This is a genomic window from Psychrobacter sp. PSi21 (assembly GCF_054960615.1).
In genome coordinates this window covers 21,135-43,629 of the sequence record NZ_JBHNYR010000010.1, presented here as the reverse complement: position 1 = coordinate 43,629, position 22,495 = coordinate 21,135, and the positions used below count along the sequence as shown (strand labels likewise).

Annotated in this window: 22 protein-coding genes; 10 read left to right on the top strand and 12 right to left on the bottom strand. The window is 48.8% G+C overall.

What is annotated here, in order from left to right; translation table 11 throughout:
* Positions 1 to 34: 34 nt before the first annotated feature.
* Positions 35 to 799: an NUDIX hydrolase gene (locus ACFI32_RS08515; protein ID WP_462626106.1), complete on the top strand. Its 765-nt coding sequence runs from the start codon at positions 35 to 37 to the stop codon at positions 797 to 799.
* A gap of 31 nt (positions 800 to 830) precedes the next feature.
* Here ACFI32_RS08515 and ACFI32_RS08510 read toward each other — a convergent pair whose 3' ends face one another.
* The 3 genes from ACFI32_RS08510 to nhaA form a co-directional block, all read right to left on the bottom strand.
* A complete protein-coding gene (locus ACFI32_RS08510; RefSeq protein WP_462626105.1) occupies positions 831 to 2,162 on the bottom strand; it encodes an oxygenase MpaB family protein in 1,332 nt (443 codons plus the stop codon).
* A 78-nt stretch (positions 2,163 to 2,240) separates the two neighbouring features.
* A complete protein-coding gene (locus ACFI32_RS08505) occupies positions 2,241 to 2,831 on the bottom strand; it encodes a DUF2799 domain-containing protein (RefSeq protein WP_462626104.1) in 591 nt (196 codons plus the stop codon).
* Between the two features lie 144 nt (positions 2,832 to 2,975).
* Positions 2,976 to 4,178 (bottom strand): Na+/H+ antiporter NhaA, encoded by a 1,203-nt coding sequence (gene nhaA / locus ACFI32_RS08500; protein WP_462626103.1) that lies wholly within the window; start codon positions 4,176 to 4,178, stop codon positions 2,976 to 2,978.
* Between the two features lie 390 nt (positions 4,179 to 4,568).
* Between nhaA and ACFI32_RS08495 the strand changes: the two genes are divergently transcribed.
* A complete protein-coding gene (locus ACFI32_RS08495) occupies positions 4,569 to 5,324 on the top strand; it encodes a TSUP family transporter (RefSeq protein WP_462626102.1) in 756 nt (251 codons plus the stop codon).
* Positions 5,325 to 5,552: 228 nt separating this feature from the next.
* On the opposite strand, the gene ACFI32_RS08490 is transcribed toward ACFI32_RS08495, so the two are convergent.
* The 3 genes from ACFI32_RS08490 to radC form a co-directional block, all read right to left on the bottom strand.
* Positions 5,553 to 6,920: a dicarboxylate/amino acid:cation symporter gene (locus ACFI32_RS08490; protein ID WP_462626101.1), complete on the bottom strand. Its 1,368-nt coding sequence runs from the start codon at positions 6,918 to 6,920 to the stop codon at positions 5,553 to 5,555.
* Positions 6,921 to 7,410: 490 nt separating this feature from the next.
* A complete protein-coding gene (locus tag ACFI32_RS08485) occupies positions 7,411 to 10,308 on the bottom strand; it encodes an acyl-CoA dehydrogenase (RefSeq protein WP_462626100.1) in 2,898 nt (965 codons plus the stop codon).
* 376 nt (positions 10,309 to 10,684) lie between these two features.
* Positions 10,685 to 11,371, bottom strand: coding sequence for a RadC family protein (gene radC, locus ACFI32_RS08480; protein WP_462626099.1), 687 nt, complete (start codon positions 11,369 to 11,371; stop codon positions 10,685 to 10,687).
* Between the two features lie 136 nt (positions 11,372 to 11,507).
* Here radC and coaBC point away from each other — a divergent pair, with 136 nt between their 5' ends.
* The 3 genes from coaBC to ACFI32_RS08465 all read left to right on the top strand — a co-directional run bounded on the left by coaBC (position 11,508) and on the right by ACFI32_RS08465 (position 14,594).
* On the top strand, positions 11,508 to 12,863 hold the full coding sequence (gene coaBC / locus ACFI32_RS08475; protein ID WP_462626098.1) for a bifunctional phosphopantothenoylcysteine decarboxylase/phosphopantothenate--cysteine ligase CoaBC: 1,356 nt from the start codon (positions 11,508 to 11,510) through the stop codon (positions 12,861 to 12,863).
* A gap of 63 nt (positions 12,864 to 12,926) precedes the next feature.
* Positions 12,927 to 13,709 (top strand): TSUP family transporter, encoded by a 783-nt coding sequence (locus ACFI32_RS08470; RefSeq protein WP_462626097.1) that lies wholly within the window; start codon positions 12,927 to 12,929, stop codon positions 13,707 to 13,709.
* 102 nt (positions 13,710 to 13,811) lie between these two features.
* On the top strand, positions 13,812 to 14,594 hold the full coding sequence (locus ACFI32_RS08465; protein ID WP_462626096.1) for a sulfite exporter TauE/SafE family protein: 783 nt from the start codon (positions 13,812 to 13,814) through the stop codon (positions 14,592 to 14,594).
* A gap of 54 nt (positions 14,595 to 14,648) precedes the next feature.
* Here ACFI32_RS08465 and ACFI32_RS08460 read toward each other — a convergent pair whose 3' ends face one another.
* The 4 genes from ACFI32_RS08460 to ACFI32_RS08445 form a co-directional block, all read right to left on the bottom strand.
* Positions 14,649 to 14,855 carry a DUF2905 domain-containing protein gene (locus ACFI32_RS08460; RefSeq protein WP_462626095.1) on the bottom strand — a complete coding sequence of 69 codons (207 nt, stop codon included), beginning with the start codon at positions 14,853 to 14,855 and terminating at the stop codon, positions 14,649 to 14,651.
* Positions 14,856 to 14,879: 24 nt separating this feature from the next.
* Positions 14,880 to 15,797, bottom strand: coding sequence for a histone deacetylase family protein (locus ACFI32_RS08455; protein WP_462626094.1), 918 nt, complete (start codon positions 15,795 to 15,797; stop codon positions 14,880 to 14,882).
* Positions 15,798 to 15,894: 97 nt separating this feature from the next.
* A complete protein-coding gene (locus tag ACFI32_RS08450) occupies positions 15,895 to 16,722 on the bottom strand; it encodes a type III secretion system chaperone family protein (protein WP_462626093.1) in 828 nt (275 codons plus the stop codon).
* Between the two features lie 51 nt (positions 16,723 to 16,773).
* Positions 16,774 to 17,835, bottom strand: coding sequence for a hypothetical protein (locus ACFI32_RS08445; RefSeq protein WP_462626092.1), 1,062 nt, complete (start codon positions 17,833 to 17,835; stop codon positions 16,774 to 16,776).
* Positions 17,836 to 17,963: 128 nt separating this feature from the next.
* On the opposite strand from ACFI32_RS08445, the gene ccmA reads away from it, so the two are divergent.
* Both ccmA and ACFI32_RS08435 read left to right on the top strand, forming a co-directional pair.
* On the top strand, positions 17,964 to 18,605 hold the full coding sequence (ccmA, locus tag ACFI32_RS08440) for a heme ABC exporter ATP-binding protein CcmA (protein ID WP_462626171.1): 642 nt from the start codon (positions 17,964 to 17,966) through the stop codon (positions 18,603 to 18,605).
* 31 nt (positions 18,606 to 18,636) lie between these two features.
* Positions 18,637 to 19,365 carry a heme exporter protein CcmB gene (locus ACFI32_RS08435; protein ID WP_462626170.1) on the top strand — a complete coding sequence of 243 codons (729 nt, stop codon included), beginning with the start codon at positions 18,637 to 18,639 and terminating at the stop codon, positions 19,363 to 19,365.
* On the opposite strand, the gene ACFI32_RS08430 is transcribed toward ACFI32_RS08435, so the two are convergent.
* A complete protein-coding gene (locus ACFI32_RS08430; protein ID WP_462626091.1) occupies positions 19,357 to 19,581 on the bottom strand; it encodes a hypothetical protein in 225 nt (74 codons plus the stop codon). The genes ACFI32_RS08435 and ACFI32_RS08430 overlap by 9 nt on opposite strands.
* Between ACFI32_RS08430 and ACFI32_RS08425 the strand changes: the two genes are divergently transcribed.
* The 3 genes from ACFI32_RS08425 to ccmE all read left to right on the top strand — a co-directional run bounded on the left by ACFI32_RS08425 (position 19,557) and on the right by ccmE (position 21,340).
* Positions 19,557 to 20,345, top strand: coding sequence for a heme ABC transporter permease (locus tag ACFI32_RS08425; RefSeq protein WP_462626090.1), 789 nt, complete (start codon positions 19,557 to 19,559; stop codon positions 20,343 to 20,345). The genes ACFI32_RS08430 and ACFI32_RS08425 overlap by 25 nt on opposite strands.
* Before the next feature lie 57 nt (positions 20,346 to 20,402).
* The gene (gene ccmD / locus ACFI32_RS08420) at positions 20,403 to 20,597 is read left to right on the top strand and encodes a heme exporter protein CcmD (protein ID WP_462626089.1); all 195 of its coding nucleotides are present in this window, start codon (positions 20,403 to 20,405) and stop codon (positions 20,595 to 20,597) included.
* A 242-nt stretch (positions 20,598 to 20,839) separates the two neighbouring features.
* Positions 20,840 to 21,340 carry a cytochrome c maturation protein CcmE gene (ccmE, locus tag ACFI32_RS08415; protein ID WP_462626088.1) on the top strand — a complete coding sequence of 167 codons (501 nt, stop codon included), beginning with the start codon at positions 20,840 to 20,842 and terminating at the stop codon, positions 21,338 to 21,340.
* A 128-nt stretch (positions 21,341 to 21,468) separates the two neighbouring features.
* Here the strand turns inward: ccmE and ACFI32_RS08410 are convergent, their stop codons facing one another.
* Entirely contained in the window at positions 21,469 to 22,317 is an 849-nt protein-coding gene (locus ACFI32_RS08410; protein ID WP_462626087.1) for an aldo/keto reductase, read from the bottom strand.
* Positions 22,318 to 22,495 lie beyond the last annotated feature (178 nt).

The window sequence follows — 22,495 nt, the reverse complement described above, 5'->3', positions numbered from 1 at the left end:
AGGCAAGGACCACCGCAATGTAAAGGATGTGATGATGATAATACCCGAACTCGCTAATGGCTTTTATGAGGCTGCTAGCCCCGATAAACTTGGTGTGGCCTTACCTGAGCACATCAGTCAGCCAAGCCTACGGCAGCTGGCGACTCGTATGCAGATCGCTCTACTGGGCGGTGAGGGCAGCACAGCACAGCCGGTTGATACCAACACCCAGCGCCGTCTGATATTAGACAAGCTGTATCAAACGCATATTGCCGATGCGTCGATATTGGTCGCCATCACCCATGAAGCGCGCCCAAAGCTACTGTTGACCAGACGCGCCGCACATATGAGCAGTCACGCAGGCGAGGTATCATGTGCAGGCGGTAAACATGACCACGGCGATGGTAACAATGTGATCACGGCCTTGCGTGAAGCATGTGAGGAGACGGCGCTTGCCCCCCACCACGTGCAGCTGCTGGGGCAATTGCCCATCCAGACCTCAAAAAGCGGCTTAAGTGTGCGTCCTATTGTGGCCTTGATTGCGCCTGATTTGGTATTGGTGCCAGAAGCAGGGGAGATTGCCCGTATTTTTTGGGCTGATTTTGAAGATTTGATCGGTCAGCCGACGGTCGATTATGCCGTAGATTATACGCTGAGCGACAAAGCTGGCGCGCAAAAAGCCACACTGGTGACTCCCAGCTGGCAGGTTGATGGAGAGGTGGTGTGGGGGCTGACAGGGCGAGTGCTGGCAAGTTTGCTAGAGCTGGGTTTTGATCGTAAGCTTGAATGGTACTACCGCTTGAGCAACCCAGCTTGTTAATGCGGAATAAAGCGCTCGGTAGTCAAGACGCTTATTGATAGTAGCTGTCGTTTTCTTTGAGCCACCAGTTCATGTTGTCCTGCCGTTTGGCACGGAAGCGCTCAAGCTTGTCTGCAACCTTACCATTATGCTGACGAGCCGTATCAAGGGCGAATAAAATTGGCACAGAAGAGAGCACCCCAAAGCGTATCTTTGACTTGGGTAAATCCAAACCATCGCCAATATCATCACCGACCAAGGTACGGGTCACACTGGCATTGACCATTTCCACAAAGCGGCCACGGCGGTTGTCCTCGCCCATCAGCTGGCGCGGCAAATCATGTAATGCTTTTGCCAGTGGTCGCCCCATCTCAAAGTCCATCTGCTGAATCGACAGATAGGTATAAATCCACTCCCAGCACGCGGCCTCATCTTTGGGCAACCGTTGCAAATCAACCCCCATCCAGTAACTGGCCAAATTCCAGAGGTGCAAGATGCCGTCGGCTTCTTCACGGCTGATACGAGCGCCTAAGAGTTGCAAACCGCGCATGATCAATAGTGAAAATTGCAAATGAGTAGCGATCATATCGGTTTGATTGATTGGTACGCCCCAGTAGTCGGTATTCCAGCTGCCATCAGGATTGCGGTGCTGATCGGCATTGGTTGTCATGCTTGTTGCCGCATTACCTTTGCCTTTGAGCAAGTTTTGTCGTACTAAAGTGTGGATTTGCCGTACCTGAATCGATTGCCGCCAGCCTTCAGCGCCGACGGCTAAGATACCATCAAGCGCCGTGCGCGAACGATTGCCGCCAGCACCCGTTGTAGGATGTTCAGAAACCGCCAAAATATACGCATACGTTCGCATCAGGCGAGGCAACGCGTCATGCATCAGTGCCCCCGTCTGTACCAGCGGCAGTGATAGCGCGGGGATGCTATAGCCTGCCATCAGCGCCACATTACGTAGTAACCAAATGAGCATCAAGGGATAACGACGGTAAGCAACCGCGCCCACGTACGCAAGTTCAGGATCAAACCAATCGGGATGCTGGCCAAACTGCTCGGTCAGTGTGTTAAAGGCTGGGTTGGATGTTAGGCCATCAGCGATGGGTACGCCTGATAAATGCTGGCGCAGTGGTTTGGCAAAGCGGATGTTTTCAGCGGCTAAGGCATCTGCAAGTGGATCGCCAATATCGTAGCCTGTGACGATCTCTTCTAATAACGCAGGCGAGATAGCAAAGTCTTTGGGGAGTAGATAACGCTTGATGCGGCGCAAGACTTGCAAATCACTATGGTCGTCGATTGCGGTTGTACGCCCATGCCGCTGATAAAATTCTGCTGATGAATGGCGCGTTTGCTTGGTTGACTTGCTGGCAGTATTGGTCATTTGCTTATCCATATGATCGAGTACCTTGGTCACTGGGCCAATCAATAATAGCCGCACTATAAGGACAATATATCGCCATCACTGATCCGCAGCCAATGAGAGGCTTAGGGCATTTAATTGCATCTTTGTGATACTGATACGAGATTTTAACTGATGCACCTCATCAGATAAAAAGAGTAGCCTTGCACGGGCTTCTTTTTCGGTAGCAAAGTCCAGCATAGCGCCATTTTTTAGCTGACTGAGTTCTGTTTGGTAGCTCTTTAAAAGACGTTTATCCGTGTTTAATTGTATGTCCAACGTGTAATAGTCATGACCTTGCTGATTGGCCTGTTGTAGCAGGGGTGCGCTGGCAATCGGGCAGACATGGTTTAACTGACGTCCGCGTTTGCCAAGGTTATAAGCATTGTTGACGGTGCAATATTTTTTGAGTCCAAGTGTGCGACCGCGCTCCCATGCAAGGTAGTCTGGAGCGATGCTGGCTTTTGCACAAGCTTTGGTATGAGCGGCCAGTCGGTTCGAGTCATAACCCGCCACGCCATCATTGTAACCAATCGCTTGCCAATCGCCGACCATACACTCTTGCTGAGACAGCGTGGCACAGCTTGATAATAGACAGGCACTACTCAGTAGAGATAGGCTTAATGCAAGCTGACGTATAGAGCAATACATGGTTGTCTCCTACGGCTGATTTTATCAATTGAGCACAATCAATTCAGGCAAAGCACGTATTTTTTGTGATGGGTTAATGTGAAGCGATGGACAATAAAAAAGCGACTTATCAGCCAAAATACTCATAAGTCGCTAGTGTGGATATCAGTGCGGGCGAGTCAAATCGACAGACGTACCGCTTACATTGTCTTTTAGGCTGACTTTCAGCATGATATAACCTGCGATACCTGAGACGATAGAGCCCATAATGATACCCAAGCGCTCATCAAACATCGTTGTGTCACCTTGGAATGCCAGACCGCCAATAAACAGACTCATGGTAAAGCCGACACCACATAAAAGCGCTGCACCGTAGATTTGCTTAAAGTCCATCCCATTAGGCATTTTTGAGATACCCAATTTGAAGATCAACCAGCACATCACCATCACACCCACCTGCTTACCAATAAACAACCCTGCGGCGATGCCCAGTGGTACAGAGTGGAACAGTTCACTAAAGCCAGCACCTTCGAGCGAGATTCCTGAGTTGGCAAACGCAAATATCGGCAAAATACCAAAGGCCACAGTGTTGTGTAAATCGTGCTCAAGCTCCTCAAGTGGTGAATGCTCAGGATCAGTGCGATCAAACATGGGGATAAATAGTGCCAGTACCACACCAGCTAGCGTGGCGTGAATACCTGACTTGAGTACCGCAATCCACATGACCATACCAATCAGCAAATAAGGCGTAATGCTGGTGACATTGCGGCGGTTAAGTAAGAGCAAAAACGGCAAACACAAACCAGCAATGGCCAGTGAGCCTAATGACAAATCACTGGTATAAAATAGAGCAATGATCAAAATGGCGCCAATATCGTCAAAAATCGCAATGGAGACCAAAAATACTTTGAGCGAATTGGGTACGCGGTTGCCAAGCAAACTTAAAATACCAAGTGCAAAAGCAATGTCCGTTGCTGCAGGAATGGCCCAGCCTTTTAAATACTCAGGCTCATGGTAGTTAAAAAACACATACACCAGCGCTGGCATGATCATTCCGCCAACCGCGGCACCTGCAGGCAAGATGATCTGTTTGACGTTTGACAGCTCACCGATCAATACTTCACGCTTAAGCTCAAGTCCCACCAAGAAAAAGAACACCGCCATTAGACCATCATTGATCCAGTGATGGGCATCTTTCGCAATGGCAAAGTCGCCGATACGAACAGAAACGGGGGCATGAATAAAGGCTTCGTACCAATCGTGGAGGGGAGAGTTGGCAATAATCATGGCTGCAATGGCTGCCAATGCTAAAACGATGCCACCTGCTGCTTCAAACTCAAAAAATGCCTTAATCCTTCGTATTGCCATGTTATCCTCATCTCCTAAATGCACAATAAACTGAAACGAATGTCTTATGATGTGTGCGGTAATGTCATTAAGTTTCTCACAATCTTATCTAGATACACAATGAAATACGTTTAATCGTATTGATTCCTTTCGCTCATGTGGCTCTGCTGCGCGCAGAAACCAGATAAATAGTGAGTATTTTTTATAAATATACCCGCACATAAACTTTAGTAGGTTATTATATTTGGGCAAGATGTCAATCACCGCTCAGCCATATTCCTTTTTTGCCTAGAGGTGTCGTATTGTTAGTCACCACTTCTACCGTCCGCCCCATATGATGGGCGTTTTTTTTGTTCAAAAAATAGACAAGGCGGCTCTTTTTAGCATAAATCATCACGTAAGGCCAATAACATGGATTTATCGTTATCTTTTGACATCATCATCATGCTTAGCGTGGTCGCTGCGGTCGCAGGCTTTATCGATGCCATTGCAGGTGGCGGCGGACTGCTGACCATTCCTGCCATGCTGCTGGCCAATATTCCGCCAGTGCTCACGCTGGGTACCAACAAGTTGCAAGCAGCTTCAGGGGCGCTTGCCGCATCGATCACCATGATTAAAAAAGGGGTGGTTCAGCCAAAAAATATCAAAATAGCGATTATCGGCGCTTTTATCGGCTCTGTTATCGGCACCATTGCCGTACAGCTGTCACCGCCTGATTTGCTTGAAAAACTCATTCCCTTTTTGATTGCTGCGATTGGTATTTATACCTTATTCGCTCCAAGCTTGGGCGATGTCGAGGCCGAGCCGCGCATCAGCGAGAGCGCGTGGCAAAAAGTCGTTGCGCCCTTGATTGGCTGTTATGATGGCTACATTGGCCCCGGTACAGGCATGTTTTTTGCGCTGGGCAACGTGGCGCTGCGTGGCCGTAAAATTATTGAGGCCACAGGCGCTGCCAAAGTGCTCAATTTATCGACCAATATTGGCTCACTGATATTTTTTATATTGGGCGGCAATGTGCTGTGGACTCTAGGCATTGCCATGATGGTTGGTCAAACCATCGGCGCTTATCTTGGCTCGCATATGGTGGTCAAAGGCGGCAGTAAGCTGATTCGTCCTGTGATTGTCCTCGTTTGCTTGGCAATGGTAGGCAAGTATGTCTTTGGCTAATCATCGAGCGCATTTAAGATAAAACATAACGCTTTTTATAGATATCACCCCAATGCCAAACCCAGTGTCAAAAAAGCCCTAAAGCAATTACTTTAGGGCTTTTTTTATGCGCTGTCTGTGGCTAATTCGTTGAACGATCAACCCTGTAATCTATCCTAATCGCCAGCCGTCGCCTGCTGGGCGACGACGATGTGTGACCAATACAAAGAGGTACGGCGATTATTTGCCTTAGGGACGGTTGTCATATTCACTGCCCATGACGCCATCATTCATTACTTGTGAAAACTCACGCTCGCTGTCTTCATCAATATGACCGTCATACACGTCTTTTGAACCCGCTTCAGGGTCATTATAAATCGCCAAGTCCAGCTTGCCTTCAGATTTTGCTACGATCGTGGTTACCGCCGCATCACCACCGACGTTCACCGCTGTACGCAGCATGTCTAGGATACGATCCACACCTAAGATCAGACCAATACCTTCGACAGGCAAGCCCACTTGGGCAAAGACCATCGACAGCATGATCAAGCCCACACCAGGTACACCCGCTGTACCAACTGAGGCCAGTACCGACATTAAGATGACGGTTAAGTACTCCGTAATGCCCAAATCCACGCCATAGATATTGGCGATAAAGATGGTCGCCGTACCTTGCATGATTGCCGTACCATCCATGTTGATGGTAGCACCAAAGGGAACCGTAAATGACGCAACCGAATTGTTCACCCCCATACGCTTAGTCACGGTACGTAGCGTGATCGGAATCGTCGCGTTCGAGCTTGAGGTACTAAACGCAAAAATCTGTACTTCGCGCATTTTGCTTAAGAACGTACGGATAGACAGTCCTGAGAACAGCTTTAAAACAATCATCATGGTGACAAAGAAATGGAAGGCTAAGGAACCAACCAATACGAGCATATAGCTTACCAGCGACCAAATTAAATCAAAGCCCAGCTCTGACATGGCTTTAGCCAGTAGCGCAAACACACCGTAAGGGGCTAGGTTCATGATGATGGTCACCATTTTTAAGATGACTTCGTTGATCAGCTCTAAGCTTTGCACCAAGCCTTTAGCAGGTTTGCCCACCATCAAGATCGAGATGCCAAGTAAGATGGCAAAAAAGATGATTGACAGCATGTCCCCATTGGCCATCGCACTGATGGGGTTTGATGGCACGATATTGGAGAATACATCCAATAATGGCGGTGCTTCTTTGGCCTCAAAAGTAGCTGCGGACTCAATGTTCATACCTGAGCCGATACCAAACAATGAGCCAAGACCAATCGCCGTTGCAATCGCAAGGGCGGTGGTCATCATATAGATAAAGAACGTTTTGGTACCGATGCGGCCCAATAGGCGAATATCACCAATACCGCATACCCCGCAAATCAGCGAGACCAGTACTAAAGGCACGACCAGCATTTTTAGCGAGTTAACAAAGAGTTTGCCGATGATGGCAAGGGCGCCATTGGTTATGTAGGTATTTACAAAGCCGCCCTCAGCATTCAAGCTCAACCCATTTATCGTCAGACCGACGATGATACCCAGTATCATGGCAACGATAATCTTGCCTGTGAGCCCTAAGTTTTTCCACATAATCCAGATCCTTGATTATACATAACGAGCACGGAACCAAATAAAAACCGCCACTAAAAAGTGAGCAAATGGCACGATGCTTCCTTTGTTATGTTTATAAATTCCGTTGACTGCTATCTGCGGTCACGTTTGCGGTGGACAATATAAAAGAATCGTTATAGTGACTGCAAGATTTTTTTATCAATTAAAATGACCACGCTGAGTAAAAAAATACGTGACAGTCATGATTAACAAAAACAGCGTTCTTATTATACTAACGCTTTTAAAGATGTTGATAAACAAAAGTTTTAAAAAATAAGGATCAATTAAGTCAGTCGTATCTTGTTATGACCTTGTTAACCCTAAATTTTATAAAAAGTGTCGACGAAGAAGTGCTTATAAAAAATTACTTATAAAAAAAAGCACCGCCATAGAGGCGATGCTGGTTTTGAGTTGTCTAGGTGTGGCTAGATGAAGGTGCAGTGACAAATGAATGATGTCACGTCATACACTATTTGGTCGTGTCCTTGTCATTTTTATCACCGCGGCGCAAACCATCTTGCCATTGCTTTTTTTCTGAGTCGTCATGCACATCACGATCGGCTTGAACCTCTGTTGCCGATTTACTCGTCTGCGCGGCCTGACGATTGGCATGGTTTTGTGCCATGCGCTCGTTAAGTGTCGAGGCAGCGTCACGGTGGCGGTGATCCAGTGCTTCTGCCTCAGGGTTGACTTCATCAAACTGGGTCTGTGCCTTGGCCGCTTGCTTCGCGTCTTGTTGCTCAGCCATAGTCACATCGCCGTCGATTTCGTAGCCATGATTGGGATTGGCATCGCCTGTTTTTTGTGCATCGTCACTATCAGCTTGTTGTGCTTCTTGCTGTTGCTGAGCGCGGTTTTTACGTTCCGCGTAATCAGTCAACTGATGCACCGCATTATCAAGGGTGTGCGGGTTGGTGCGTGTTTGTGCTTGTGATAAATGGGCGTCAAACACATCAGTCAACAGGGCATCAAACCGCATGGCGTTATATTCGATCAGCACTTCGGCTTCTTCTTCGGTGATATCACCATTTTGACTGGCATGAACCACATGGTCTTCAAAGGTTAAGCCCTCAAAGCTGTCTTTGTGTTCCGCTTTTTTAAATTTCTGCCAGAGTGGTTCAATGGCGAGCAAAGTCTGATACGTGTGCTCCACACGTCCGTTTGCATCATCAGGTTCGGTGTTGTAATACACCATGGTTTTGAGAAAATCACGAAACGGATTGGCCTCAAAGTCATCCATAAAGGTGTCGCCCAGCTTCTGCTTGAGCTCGTCACTGACAGGGCTAAAAATACGCCCGCTAGGGAAGGTGACAAAACGAACCAGACCCGCCGCCATGGTATTCGGGAAGTTGGCAAAGAACGACAAAAAGGCTTCTTGAATGGTGTACAAGCTGTCTTTTAATGCGACCTCGGCATGTAGACGCTCGGCATCTGATTTGTTGCCATGCTGATAAAACTGCAAGATGGCCGTGGCGATAAACAGATGGCCATGAATGTCAGCGAGGCGGCCAGAGAGCATCTCTTTACGTTTGAGATCACCAGCGAGTAACCCAAGCGCCATATCAGCGGTCAAGGCAAAGCCTGCGCTTAGGCGGTTGATGTGCTTGTAGTAAGGACGGGTAAAGTCATCAGCAAAGTCTGGCGCGTTATTGCTGCCACCAACGTAACCCGCCACAAATGCTTTCGCGCCGCGATTAAAGGTGTAACCCAAATGCTTAAAGAACAGATGGTCAAATTGACTTAGTGCGCCTTTTTTGTCCTCACTTTGGAGCAGTTGCAACTCATCAAACAAATACGGATGACAACGCATCGCCCCTTGACCGAAGATCATCAACGAGCGGGTTAAGATATTGGCACCCTCTACCGTGATCGATACAGGAATGGCTTGATAAGGCGTAGATAAAAAATTGCGCGGCCCCATTTGGATGGCGCGGCCACCGACCACGTCCATGCCATCATTGATGACGTCGCGCATGGTTTCGGTTGCGTAGTATTTTGCCATGGCAGTCATCACTGACGGCGTGCCGCCTTGGTTTAAGCCGCAAGTGACCAGATGGCGAAAGGCTTCAAGCATATAGGTCTGACTGGCAATACGACTGGTCGCGTCCTGTACACCTTCAAACTTACCGACTGAGATTTTGAACTGCTCACGGATTTTGGCAAAGGCGCCAACAGACAAATAGCTCATCTCGCTGGCCGAGGTTGACAGTGCGGGTAATGAAATACCGCGTCCCACGCCCAAGCACTCCATCAGCATGCGCCAGCCGCGACCTGCGTTTTCAACGCCGCCGATAATATAGTTTAGGGGTATAAAGACATCTGTACCGGTTACCGTACCGTTCATAAATGGCGAGCCGCTGGGATAATGGCGCGGGCCTGTGATAACGCCTTCATGGCTGGCAGGTACCAGCGCACAGGTGATACCGTAGTCGGTTTTGCTGGCATCGCCAAGCAGATCATCTGGGTCATACATTTTAAAGGCCAGACCCACCACGGTGGCGATGGGTGCCAGCGTGATCCAGCGCTTAGAGAAGTTCATACGCAGACCCAGCACCTGCGCGCCCTCGTGCGTACCGTAGCAGACCACACCAGTATCAGGAATGGCGCCTGCATCAGAACCCGCTTCAGGGCCTGTCAAACCAAAGCAAGGAATCTCCTCACCGCGAGCCAAGCCGGGTAGCCAGCGCTGTTTTTGGGCGTCTGTACCGTAGTGCATCAACAGCTCACCTGGGCCAAGCGAGTTGGGCACCATACAGCTGACAGCGGCGGTGGGCGAGCGTGAGGCAATTTTGCTCATCACTCGGCTTTGGGCATACGAGCTAAAGGCCAGACCGCCGTATTCTTCAGGAATAATCAACCCCAAAAAGCCATTGTCTTTGACAAATTGCCATGCTTTTGGCGATAGCTCTTTGTCTTCGTGCTGAATTTGCCACTCATCGAGCATGGCGCAGAGGGTTTCGACCTCGTTGTCAATAAAGTACTGCTCTCGTTCAGACAGCTCAGGGTAGGGGTAGCTGGCAAAGGTGTCCCAGTTAGGTGCACCCATAAACAGCTCTTTTTCCCACCAGCTGGTGCCCGCATCCAGTGCCTCGCGCTCAGTGTCACTCATACTTGGCATCGCGCCGCCCAGCGCTTTATATACTGGTTTGGTAATCATCGCTTTACGAATCGGGTCGATCAGCAGTATCAAGCACAGCAGCATGATCGGCGCACCTAATATGAGCGACCACGGACTGATAAAGATGGTGGCTAAAGCCGTGACGATCGCCAAAATGCTGCCTGTGGTGCGTGACAAGGACAGCAAAAAGATGGCCAAGACGACGGCTAACTGAATAAGTACTGCCAAAATAAATAAGCCAATCGCCATGGCTGTCTCCCTAACAAAGCGTGGTGAATAACGATGATAACAGCCCAGTGCTCAAACATAAATGATAGACATCTGTCAAAGACAGATGCAAAACCTCAACATCCTTTGAGATTATAGTCTATCCGTTCACACAAACTGTATATTATTGACATAAAGTAGGCTACCAATATGAGAGGACTGAGCTGCACTATCAATAACGATAGTGCTACGCTGTGTCGATGATCTGTATCAATAACGTCGGCTGTCACAATATCTTTTTATGTCACAATGTCTTTTTATAGGGTGACAGATAAGCCATAACGCCGTGTGACGTATTTTTGGCTATAAGTATGGGTGCTGCCGACGCTCGATCAGGCAGCAATGTTATACAGCCATGCTATGCAGCAATAGGCATCTTGCCTTGCTCGGCATAAGACAACGTATCGTTGCGACCAACGATGATATGATCAATCAAGGTAATGTCTAATAACGCACAAGCCTCAGCCAAACGGTTGGTCAGTTGGTTGTCAGCGTGGGAGGGCGTGGCATCCGTGTGTGGGTGATTGTGAGCAATGATCAGCTGGGTGGCAGCATGGGTCAGCGCATGACGCAGCACTTGCTTAATACACACCGCACAAGAGGTGATTCCGCCGACAAACAGCACTTCATAGTGAATCAAGTTAAGCGCACTGTCTAAGCACAGTACCGCAAATACTTCTCGCGACTCGCGGCGCAGCTGGGCACTGATATAGTCCTTGACCATTTGTGAGCGATCAAGGGGTTGTCCCATCTTCAGCTGACTGCCTAGATAACGGGTGCCCATCTCAAGCGAGGCGAGGATTTGTGCGTATTTGGCAGGGCCGATACCATTACAGGACAACACGATGTCTCTCGGTGCGGCGAGCAGCTCTGCCAGACTGCCAAACTCATCAATCAGATGTCGCGCCAGCTCAATGGCGGATTGTGACTGGGTGCCTGTCCGTAAAAATATTGCTAATATTTCTGCATCAGACAAATGGGATGCCCCGAACTTTAATAACTTCTCGCGTGGTCTGTCATCTTCATGCCAGTCTTTGATGGCCATCTGTACTCCTTAGTCCCAAATAAACAATGGATGAATAATAGATAAATGTACGAAATCTTACCCAATTTGGCACATAATTGTTACTATAAACGCAATTTTTCTCCTTTTATCCCCCTCAACGATTCATACCACGCTTATGTCAAATATCCTACTTGCTATCACTGGCGGTATCGCCGCTTATAAATCTGCTGTTTTTGCCCGCTTATTGATTAAAGCAGGCTTCGATGTTCGTGTCATTATGACCACAGGCGCACAAGCCTTTATCACTCCATTGACGCTGCAAGCGCTGACAGGTAACGAGGTGCATGTCTCATTGCTCGATGAGCAAGCAGAAGCGGGCATGGGTCATATCGAATTGGCGAAATGGGCAGATTTGATCGTTATCGCCCCTGCATCAGCCAATACGCTTGCGCGTTTGTCGATGGGTATGGCAGATGATTTGTTGACCACTGTGTGTCTTGCCACGACAGCGCCTGTCATCATCGCACCTGCGATGAATCAGCAAATGTGGGCGCACCCTGCGGTAAGCCTAAACGTGCAAACCTTACGCGATATGAACTATCAGATCATTCAGCCCGCTAGCGGTGAGCAAGCGTGCGGTGATGTGGGGGCAGGGCGCTTGCCTGAGCCTGAGCAATTATTGGATGAAGTACTGCTGTTTAAAGCAATGAATACCACACCGCAGCGACTGGTAGGTAAACGGGTGGTCATTACCGCAGGGCCAACGGTAGAGGCGATTGACCCTGTGCGCTATTTGTCCAATCACTCTTCAGGAAAAATGGGCTTCGCCTTAGCACGTGCTTGCGTCGCCGCTGGTGCGGAGGTGATCTTGATAGCTGGTGGCAAAGTCGCGCTACCAACACCGCTCAATGTTACCCGTATTGATGTGCTGTCTGCCAAAGACATGCTCCTTGCTGCGCAGCAATGTGTGGATGGCACACATAGCGAGCTGCAATTCGACTTGGAGGAGGCGCATGAGCATGCTCACTCTCATGACCATCATCATGGCGACTGTGATTGCGATGATGCGCATGAGCTGGCGCAGCCTGATACTGACAACCAATTTATAAAAGCCGATATTTTTATCGCGACCGCCGCAGTAGCAGACTATCGCACCGAGGAAGCAGCACCACAAAAAATCAAAAAAACACAGGATACAATGACGCTTGAGTTGGTCAAAAATCCTGATATTTTGGCAACGATCTCGCTTGCACATCCAGCGCTTTTTGTTGTCGGCTTTGCCGCAGAAACTCAAGATGTTGAGCACTACGCCCGTGGCAAACTGGTCGCCAAAGATTTAGACATGATCGCCTGTAATGATGTTTCACGAGCAGATATCGGCTTTGCCAGTGATGACAATGCCATGCAGCTATTTTTTGCCGAGCGTTATAAACGTGAAGCGGTAACACTGGACAAAAACAGTAAAGATAAAATCGCTGAGCAACTGGTTACTGTTATGGGTGACGTCATCGGTCAGCACCAAGATTGTTAAAGATGAAGATGGCCGCTCAAATGATGTAGGCAGGTGCGCTAGGCCTCAAATGGTATCACCAATATGACAAATATAGTTGGCAACGATAGCACCCAGATGCTGATACTGACGGTCGTGTTTGCGATCGCCTCGCTGCTACACGGCATCAGTGGGCTTGGTGTGACCTTGGTGACGACCACTGCGCTTGCCAGTATGTATCCGCTGCCACATGCTATTGTGTTGGTTCTTTTTCCGTCGTTATTACTCAATGCCATGACATGGCTGGCAGGCGGTGAGCGCAGCGTTTGGCAAAACTTTATCTATTACGGTCGGCGCTATTGGCTGCTGGCGCTGACCAGTTTGTTGGGTAGCCTCTTAGGCACTCAGCTCTTGCTGTGGGTCGATAGCGCCTATATTCTATTGCTGCTGGCGGCGGTGATTGCTTTTTATGTTGGCAGTAGCGTGCTTGGCAAACAGATCCGTCTACCCAATACCAAGCCTGTCCTGATAGCCATTGGTTTTAGTGCAGGCGTGATTGGCGGCTCAACCAATGCGATGTCGACCATTCTGATGATGTATCTACTCTCTGCCAGTGACGATAAAAATACCATCGCCAAGGTAGGTAACATGTGCTACCTCTTAGGAAAAGTTGCGCAAATTATCGTCCTGCGGGAGCCTATTATGGTGCTTACTGGCGCCGAGTGGCAGCTGATTGCAGTGCTGAGTGTCGTATCAGTAGTGGCACTGTTGGTGGGTATTCGTCTGCGTCGTTACTTGCCGCAAGCGCGCTTTCGTCAGCTGATTTTGGTGATTATCACCTTGCTTGGCATCCGCGTGGGCTGGCAAGGGATCACCGCGTTATTGTGATAAAGCGTTGTTTTTAGCATATTTAGTGATGAACGTTTGAATTAGGGGCAAGCCCTAGACTCTATTACGCAGTAAACTACGGAGAGTTAAGATGGGTCAATCATGACTGACATAACTGGTAACGATAGCACTCAGATACTGATACTAACGATTGTGTTTGCATTTGCCTCCTTGCTGCATGGTATCAGTGGACTTGGCGCGCCACTCATTACCACCACTGCCATGGCAAGCATGTACCCATTAACCCATGCCATTGTGCTGGTTCTTTTTCCGTCAATGCTGCTCAATATCATGGCATGGCTAGGAGGCGGTGAACGCACGATTTGGCAAAACTTTACCTACTATGGTCGGCGCTATTGGTTGCTGGCGCTGACCAGTCTGCTGGGTAGCCTCTTAGGCACTCAGCTCTTGCTGTGGGTCGATAGCGCCTATATTCTATTGCTGCTGGCGGCAGTGATTGCTTTTTATGTTGGCAGTAGCGTGTTTGGCAAACAGATCCGTCTGCCAGATACCAAGCCTGTACTGATTGCCGTTGGCATTAGCGCGGGCATCATTGGCGGCTCGACCAATGCGATGTCGACCATTCTGATGATGTATCTGCTCTCTGCCACTGACGATAAAAACACCATCGCCAAGGTGGGTAATATGTGCTATTTTTTGGGAAAAATCGCTCAAATCATCGTCCTACGTGAGCCTATTATGGCGCTCAGCAGTGGCGACTGGCAGCTGATTGCGCTACTGAGTGTCGTATCGGTGGTGGCACTGTTGGTGGGTATTCGTCTGCGCCGTTACTTGCCACAAGCGCGTTTTCGTCAGCTGATTTTGGTGATTATCACCTTGCTTGGCATCCGCGTGGGCTGGCAAGGGATTACCGCCTTATTATAAAAACGCGAATGCTCATCACAAAATACGCCCTAGCTAGAGCAGAGCGAATGTGATCTAACGATTAAACATATTTAAAATAATCGTCGCAACAACACTGATCACGATCATGGTGACTACTGGGAAATACACTCGCGTATTGCCTGAAGTGTGTTTGATATCGCCTGGTAGATTACCTATCCAAGAAAAGGCATTGGGAAAGACCAGCCAAATCACACCAACAATCACCAGCACGATGCCGATACCAATCAGAATTTTTGCCATCTTCTCATCACTTTTACAAATATATTAAACTGTCGTCGCCCCAAAAAAAATCTGCTGCGCGAGGCGAAAGGTATTGCAGTGCGCCTCGACTACATCGTCGATGTCCTCAGAGTAGCCGCCGCCCATAACGATGGCAATCGGAATATTGGCTAACTTGGCTTGGCGCAGTACGTACTCATCACGCGCTTTGCATCCCGCTTGTGTCAAGCCAAGCTTCCCCAGTTTGTCTGTAGCAAGCACATCAACCGCCGATTGATAAAAGATCATGTCGGGCGCAACCTCAGCGATTAAACGTGGCAGGGTGTCTGCCAATTTTTGTAAATACTCGTTATCGCCAGTATCATTGTCCAGCTCAATATCTAGGTCGGACACTTGCTTACGAAACGGATAATTCTTGGCGCCATGCATGCTAAAGACAAACACGCGCGGCTCATCTGCCATGATACTGGCGTTACCATTGCCTTGATGGACATCCAAATCGACAATCAAAATCTTTTGCGCCTGTGCGCGATCGAGGAGTAAATTGCTGGCGATACAGACATCATTAAACACACAAAAGCCTTCGCCATGATCGGCAAAGGCATGATGCGTGCCGCCTGCCACATTCATTGACACACCATATTGCTGAGCATACCGCGCGCACTCATAAGTGGCATGAGCGATATGACGACCGCGATCCACCAGCTGAGGCGTCATCTCAAACCCAATGGGCCGCGCTTCTTTGCGCGGTAGGGTTTGGGTTTTAAGCTTGTGCCAGTATTCGGCCGTATGCGTGGTCAAGATTTCCGCCTCGCTTAGCCGCGTCGGGGCAAAAAAATTGGCCGTCGTGATGGTACCTTCACGCAATAAGCGCTCAGTTATCATGGTGTATTTTTGCATGGGAAAGCGGTGCTTGTCAGGCACGCTATAGCGAAAAATCTCAGAGTAGGCAATTTTTAGCATAAGACAATAAAAACTCTCGAACAAAAAGAAAAACCGTCACCTTGATAGTGCTGCGTCGTAAGACCAATGCAAGATCAGTGGGCCATAACAGGGCGTGCTATTGCACCAACTGGGTCGGCAAAAAGAACGTACGTGACTCGGTTTGCTGTTGCAGCTCGCTGAGCAAGGTCGGGATATCTGCACTCGGATCTTCGGTACTGAGCAAGTCGCTAAAAACATCATGCGCAACTGTAGTCATCGCCACCACGCTTTGCAAGAGATGATCAATGACTGGCTCGTTGATACCGACAACCTCGATGTCAATGGCATGTTTATAGCGTATCTCGCCGTCATTGACGTCCATCTCAAGATTACCAATAATCATGTCATAGTTGATCTGAGAGACCAGCAGCATGGCGGCACTTTGATGGGTATCAGGAATCAAAAACGGCAAAATACCATAGACTGCGAGCAAACCGTTACGCTCTTGAATGCGAAACAAGTAGCCACATTCAATGTCTTTGTGACGCATACGCAAGGACAAGTGCATCGTTTGCTGCGTATCTGCATCTTTGGGGGGATACTGGGTATAGTGCCACTGCTGATTATCCAGATAGTCTTTGAGGCTATCGGTTATCACGGTTTCGGCTTGGACGTTTGTTTCAGGCTTATCTGTTTGGCCAAGATGTTTTTCGATGGTATGACTGTCGGTGTTTGAGTCATATTTTTTATCGGCCTGTGTCTCGCTGTGCGCGGCCTTGGCAGGGGGTACTTGTTCGTTTTTATCTGTTTTTGGCCGATCAGGGGCGAGCACATCAGTGCTGCTGTCTTGATCAGACTGCGCGCTTGTGGCGGCGTTATCATTTGCCGTCTTGGCATCAGGCGCATGGGCGCTTAATAATTGTTTTATTTTTTGCCACAAGCTGGATTTATTGGTATCACTCATAACGATTGCTTTTCTTAATAGATGAACGCGGCAAGCGTATGGCGTTACCGCTTAAGGACGGTTCATGGTCAGTCCTTGCTGAAAATCAGGCTGCGCATAAAATGCGCTGAGCATGTCACGCAGGTGTGTGTTAAACCACTCACTATTTATGGCATCATACAGCATCGGGCGCAGAGCGTCACCAAGCTGGCTCATGGCGGCATCGTCCAGACCAAGCGCGGCGGCCATGGTGGCAAAGGTGTCATTGTGATGGTTGTCATACCATGTCTGCGCGGCGGTGCGGGTTAAAGCATGCAGGTAAGGGGCCTGACGCAGGCGGTCATAGCTTTGCTGTATGCCTGCTTCGATGTGGACGATACTGCCGTGATCAGGATCGTCATTGAGGTAGGTTTGCAACTCGCTCACAGGTTGATCCTTGAGGCGCGCCCAACCAGTGATCAACAGCCGCGCCACCTCCTCATTGGATAGATGCGCCTTGGCATTGCCTTCTGCGCGCTGGGTCAACTCTTTGATATTGCGATGTAGGTAGGCTTGGAGTTTGTCATCGAGGTTTTTGTTGGTTGCTTTTTCAAATGAGCTGCGTCCAAACTTCATCAGTTTGCCCACGCCGCCTGCTTTATCCAGCGTACCTTCCATAAAGTCATTGATGGCATGGTACAAGGTCTGGGTCAACAGATCAGCAAAGGTTTCGTTACCGATTAAGGTATGAATCAGCGCCTCACGCTGGGTGCTGTGGCTGCCAATATAAGTGGCCAAGCTCTCAATCTGCGTATCATCGACCAATTCAGACAGTGGTACCTCATCATTGATCGGGTGATAAATGATGCTGTGCATGATATCGCGAATATCAGTGCGAATGGCATCACTGATTGGTTGTGACAAAATCCAGTCGTTCATCACATACTGAACATCAGCGGCGCTAAGATACTGACTCATTGGCTGGGCGCCAAACCAGTGCGACGCATCATCGGCCAAAGGAGCAGCCTGCTGCTTAATCCACGCTTGTATGAAGCTGACTTGAGCGTCAATTAAGGTGGCAACGGTCATGTGGGCTTGGTCTTGAGTGCTTGGTTGGGCATTCGTGGTCAGGTCTTGGGTATCTTTTGAGGTCATAGTAATCGACAATTTGTTATACTGTGTGGTTAAGAGCGCATAGCGTATTATGCCACGAACGCTACGGTGGGTTGCGGTGAATATGACTGCCTAACAGATAAATAATTGTGAATAATGAAGAAGAGACTATGATGACAGCGCCGCCATCAATCACCCCCGCCGCACTGACGCTAGAGGCCTTGACAGTCCAGCGCGGCGAGATGCCTTTATGCGTGGGGGTTGATTTACAGTTGTCTGCGGGTGCCATTTGTCATTTGGTTGGTGCTAATGGTACGGGCAAAACTACGTTACTCATGCAGCTGGCAGGGTTGTTGCCCATACTGACAGGTACAGTGCAGTATCAAGGCGAGGCAGGGTTACCGATTCAGCCGCTCTATGTATCGCATCAGCTTGGGATTCACCCCAGTCTAACGGTTGCCCAAAACCTATCATTTTTGCTCAATTTGTATGGCATCACGCCCAGTCGTGATGAGATCGATCAGGCACTAAGTTGGGTAGGGCTACAAGGCTTTGAGCATATCAGCTCAAGTCATCTCTCCGCTGGACAAACGCGGCGGATTACCTTAGCGCGCTTATATTTGTTGAGCGCAGCGGTGACGCCGCTTTGGCTGCTTGATGAGCCGTTTACGGCGCTGGATGTTGATATGGTGGCGCGGATGGAGACGTTATTGCAGCAATTTGCGGCGCAAGGCGGGGCGATACTGATGACCAGTCATCAACCTGTGGCAGTGGCCAATCAGCGGCTCGACTTGTCAGATCATATGGTATAAGGGGCAGCACATGACAGACAGCCACGCATCGATGACCCATGATGCGACCACTACGCGAGCCGCGCCGCGCCAGACTCAGGCGGCAAGTGCGACTATCAGCTTTAGCCAGTTGTGGCGGCGTGAATGGCAGGTGAAACAGCAAGGAGCGGTGCAGTGGTTGTATCCGCTGGTACTGTTTTTGGTGATTATTACCTTGTTTCCACTGGCTGTGGGTAGTGAGCCGCAACTGCTGCAGCGCCTTGGTGTATCGGCCGTGTGGATTGCTGCCCTTCTATCTTTGGTTATGGGCGTTGATGGCTTGTTCAAGCCTGCGCTGGACAACGGCACGCTGGCGCAGCTGGTGGTGGCAAAGGCATCGCTACCGCTGTGGGTACTGATCCGCTTGGTGATCCACTGGATTTTTAGCAGTGGTATCGTGGCACTGCTCAGTCTGCTGGCCGTGCCGCTGTTTCAACTCAGTTTTTTTGAAACAGCTATGTTAATGGCGTCGATTTTAGCAGGTAGCCCGATGCTGCTGATGCTGTCGGCGGTGGCCAGTAGTCTGACCTTATCGCTCAAAAACGGCGCAGTGCTGGTGCCATTGATTGCCCTACCGATGCAGCTGCCAGTATTGATTTTTGCCACTGGTGCGGTGGATTTGTTCGCGACTGGACTCAATGGCTTACCAATCCTAGCACTGTTATTGGCAGGCAGCATCATGTCACTGCTGGTTATGCCATGGGTGATTGCCATGACGCTAAAAATGTCATGGTTAAATTAAAGCGCTGTATTTGAAGCGAGCGCCAATCTGTATAAAAGTGCGCCTGACCAGTCGCTTGCGAACAACGTGGTGACGACGGGCAATTTTGCTATAATACGCAGCGGTAGATGTACGTTGATATTTGCCGCCAGTATCGTCCTTGTGTGGCGATGACTTGTTTTTATCCATATGCTGTGCAATAGGTTTATCCCATGCCCAACCTGAAGAATGTTTCATCTCCCAACCTGTGGCAACGTCTGTGGCAGGGTTTTTTGATCACTGTGGGTACGAAAGAGTTTTTTCGTATTTTTTCACCGTGGGTAAAATGGCTGGCGATTGTGGCGGCTATTTGCTTGACGGTGGGCAGTGTTTGGGGCTTGGCTTTTGCGCCGCCTGATTATTTGCAGGGCAACAGCTACCGCATTATCTTTATCCATGTTCCAGCCGCCAGTCTTGCCATTTCCATCTATTTTGCTTTGGCAGTGCTGGGGGTGATTTATTTGGTGTGGAAAATCAAAACCGCCAACTTAGTGGCACAGGCATTGGCGCCGATGGGGTTTTTGCTCTGCATCATCAGTTTGTTGACCGGATCGATTTGGGCCAAGCCCACGTGGGGCACTTACTGGGTCTGGGATGCACGCCTCACCTCGATGCTGATTTTGGCGTTTTTGTACGCAGGGGTGATGGCGCTTTTTGCTGCCTTTGAGCACACAGCCAATCGCGGTAAAGCGGCGGCGATTTTGTCCATCGTGGGCGCGGTGAATCTACCGATTATCAAATACTCGGTTGAGTGGTGGAACACGCTACACCAAGGGGCGACGTTTAGTTTGACCGAAGCGCCAAAGATGTCTGCTGACATGTGGATGCCACTGCTGCTGATGATTATCGGTAGTTATCTGCTGGTCGCCGCTGTCGCCATTTATCGCACCAATACCTTGATTTTGAATCGTGACCAAGGCAAAGCATGGGTCAAAGAATATATCCGCGCGCAGCACAAATAACGGCCGTCTACCTTTATCCATTGCCCAGTATCGCCCCACATCGTTTAGGAACCTATCATGCAGCCTTATTTCTACAGCTTATCTGAGTTCATCGCTATGGGTAAACATGGCGTGTTTGTGTGGTCTTGCTGGGCAATCACCGTTGGTGTGATGCTGATTTTTATTTTATATAGCCGCAAACAGCGCAAAACCCTTATCAAGCAGTTGACCATTCAACAAGCACGGCAAGCACAGCGCCAAACGCCGCGCTAACGCTCACTTATCCCAAATCCAGCACTATAAAATCATTTGTTATCAGTATTTTAGCTAAATCCATGCGGACAATAAAAATAGCAGTATGGGCTTATTGATCAGCCAAAAAAGTGCTACCATATCTGTCATATCAACGTAACGACCGCCACGGACAGCAGCAGCACATCACATCGATGGGCACTAGGGCGGTGGTTGCGTTTTTTTTATTTTGTATAGCAGTCACTCATCAATGAGGTAGTGGTATGAACGCCGTTCGACGCAAAAAGCTTATGTGGGTTTTGTTTACATTGGCAGGTGCCGCCTTAGCTGTGGCTTTGGTCATCTATGCCATCGGTCAGCAAACCGACTATTACTTTGACCCCACGGCCATCTCCCAAGGCGAAGCACCGCAGGATAAACGTATCCGTGCTGGTGGCATGGTGGTATCGGGCAGTGTGCAGCGCTCACAGACCGATCCGCTGAATGTCGAGTTTGCCATTACCGATTTTAAATCAACCGTGCCTGTCACCTATAAAGGCATCTTGCCAGATTTGTTTGCCGAAAACTCAGGTGTGGTGGCAACTGGTAAAATGCAGGGCGAAACCTTTGTCGCGGGAGAGGTGCTCGCCAAACATGACGAAAATTACATGCCGCCTGAAGTGGCCAAGTCACTCAAAGAAAATAACCGTCAAGGCACGATGCCCAGCTCTGAGCAATACAACCCTGCCGAAAAAATACATGAAACTCAAACTCTGACGCAATAACGAGGTACGTCTGGTCTGTGCTGTTACTACAGCGCGAAAGCCGTACAGCAAAAGCCACCGCAATAAAAAAGCCACCAATAATATATTGGTGGCTTTTTCGTGGGTAACGCTAAAGCTGATATTAAAAATCAGTCATCCCATTCTGGAGAATAGTCAGGATGCTCAATTTTACGGCCATCGGCGCTGGCCAATTTGCCAATCTGTGCCAACTCGTCATCACTCAGTTTTAAATCAATAGCATCTAAATTGCCTTGCAAGTGATCAGGGTTAGACGTTTTTGGAATAGCGACACGGTCTTTGTCTGATAAGATCCAAGCCAGTGATACTTGTGCTGGAGTCACGCCGTGGTTGTCAGCGATTTTTTTGATGACGTCATTGTCAAACACATCACCGCGTGCCAATGGTGAATACGCTTCTAACAAAATGTGGTGATTGTTCAAAAAGGTCTGCAACGTATCTTGCTTGATAAACGGGTGGAACTCTACCTGATTGACCACGATAGGCACATCGGCATGTTTTTCTGCTTCAATGATATGGGCGATGTTAAAGTTCGATACCCCGATGTGGCGGGTTAGGCCTTGTTTTTGCAGTTCACACAACGCTGGAATGGTTTCTGATAAAGGCACACGGTCATCTGGCCAATGTAGCAGCAACAGATCAACATAGTCTACGCCCAGATTTTCTAGTGACTTTTGCGCGGCAGCTTTAAGCTTTTCTGGCTCAAATTTTAGGTCATCAGGGAATATCTTAGTGGTTAAGAAAAATTTATCACGCGCCACGCCTGATTGCTTGATGCCTTCACCGACTTCTTTTTCATTGTCATACGCTTGCGCGGTATCAATGTGCTCGTAGCCCATTTTCAGGCCTTTGCTGACCACATCGATGCAGTCTTGGCCTGTTGATTGCCATGTACCCAGACCGAGTACAGGAATGTTGGCTTGGCCAGCGGTACGAATGTTATAGGTTTTATTTGACATGTGCTTATCCTTATTATCAATATTTTATATTGTCATTACTCTTATACTTTTTGATGTATGCTTTTTGGAAAAAAGACTGTAACTCAAACTGTGGCTGGTTGACGCGTTTTAGAATCGTTATTGGGCGTCGTTGTCCGTCAGCTCACGTATGAAGTCTCATGTATAAAGCTCAGTTACT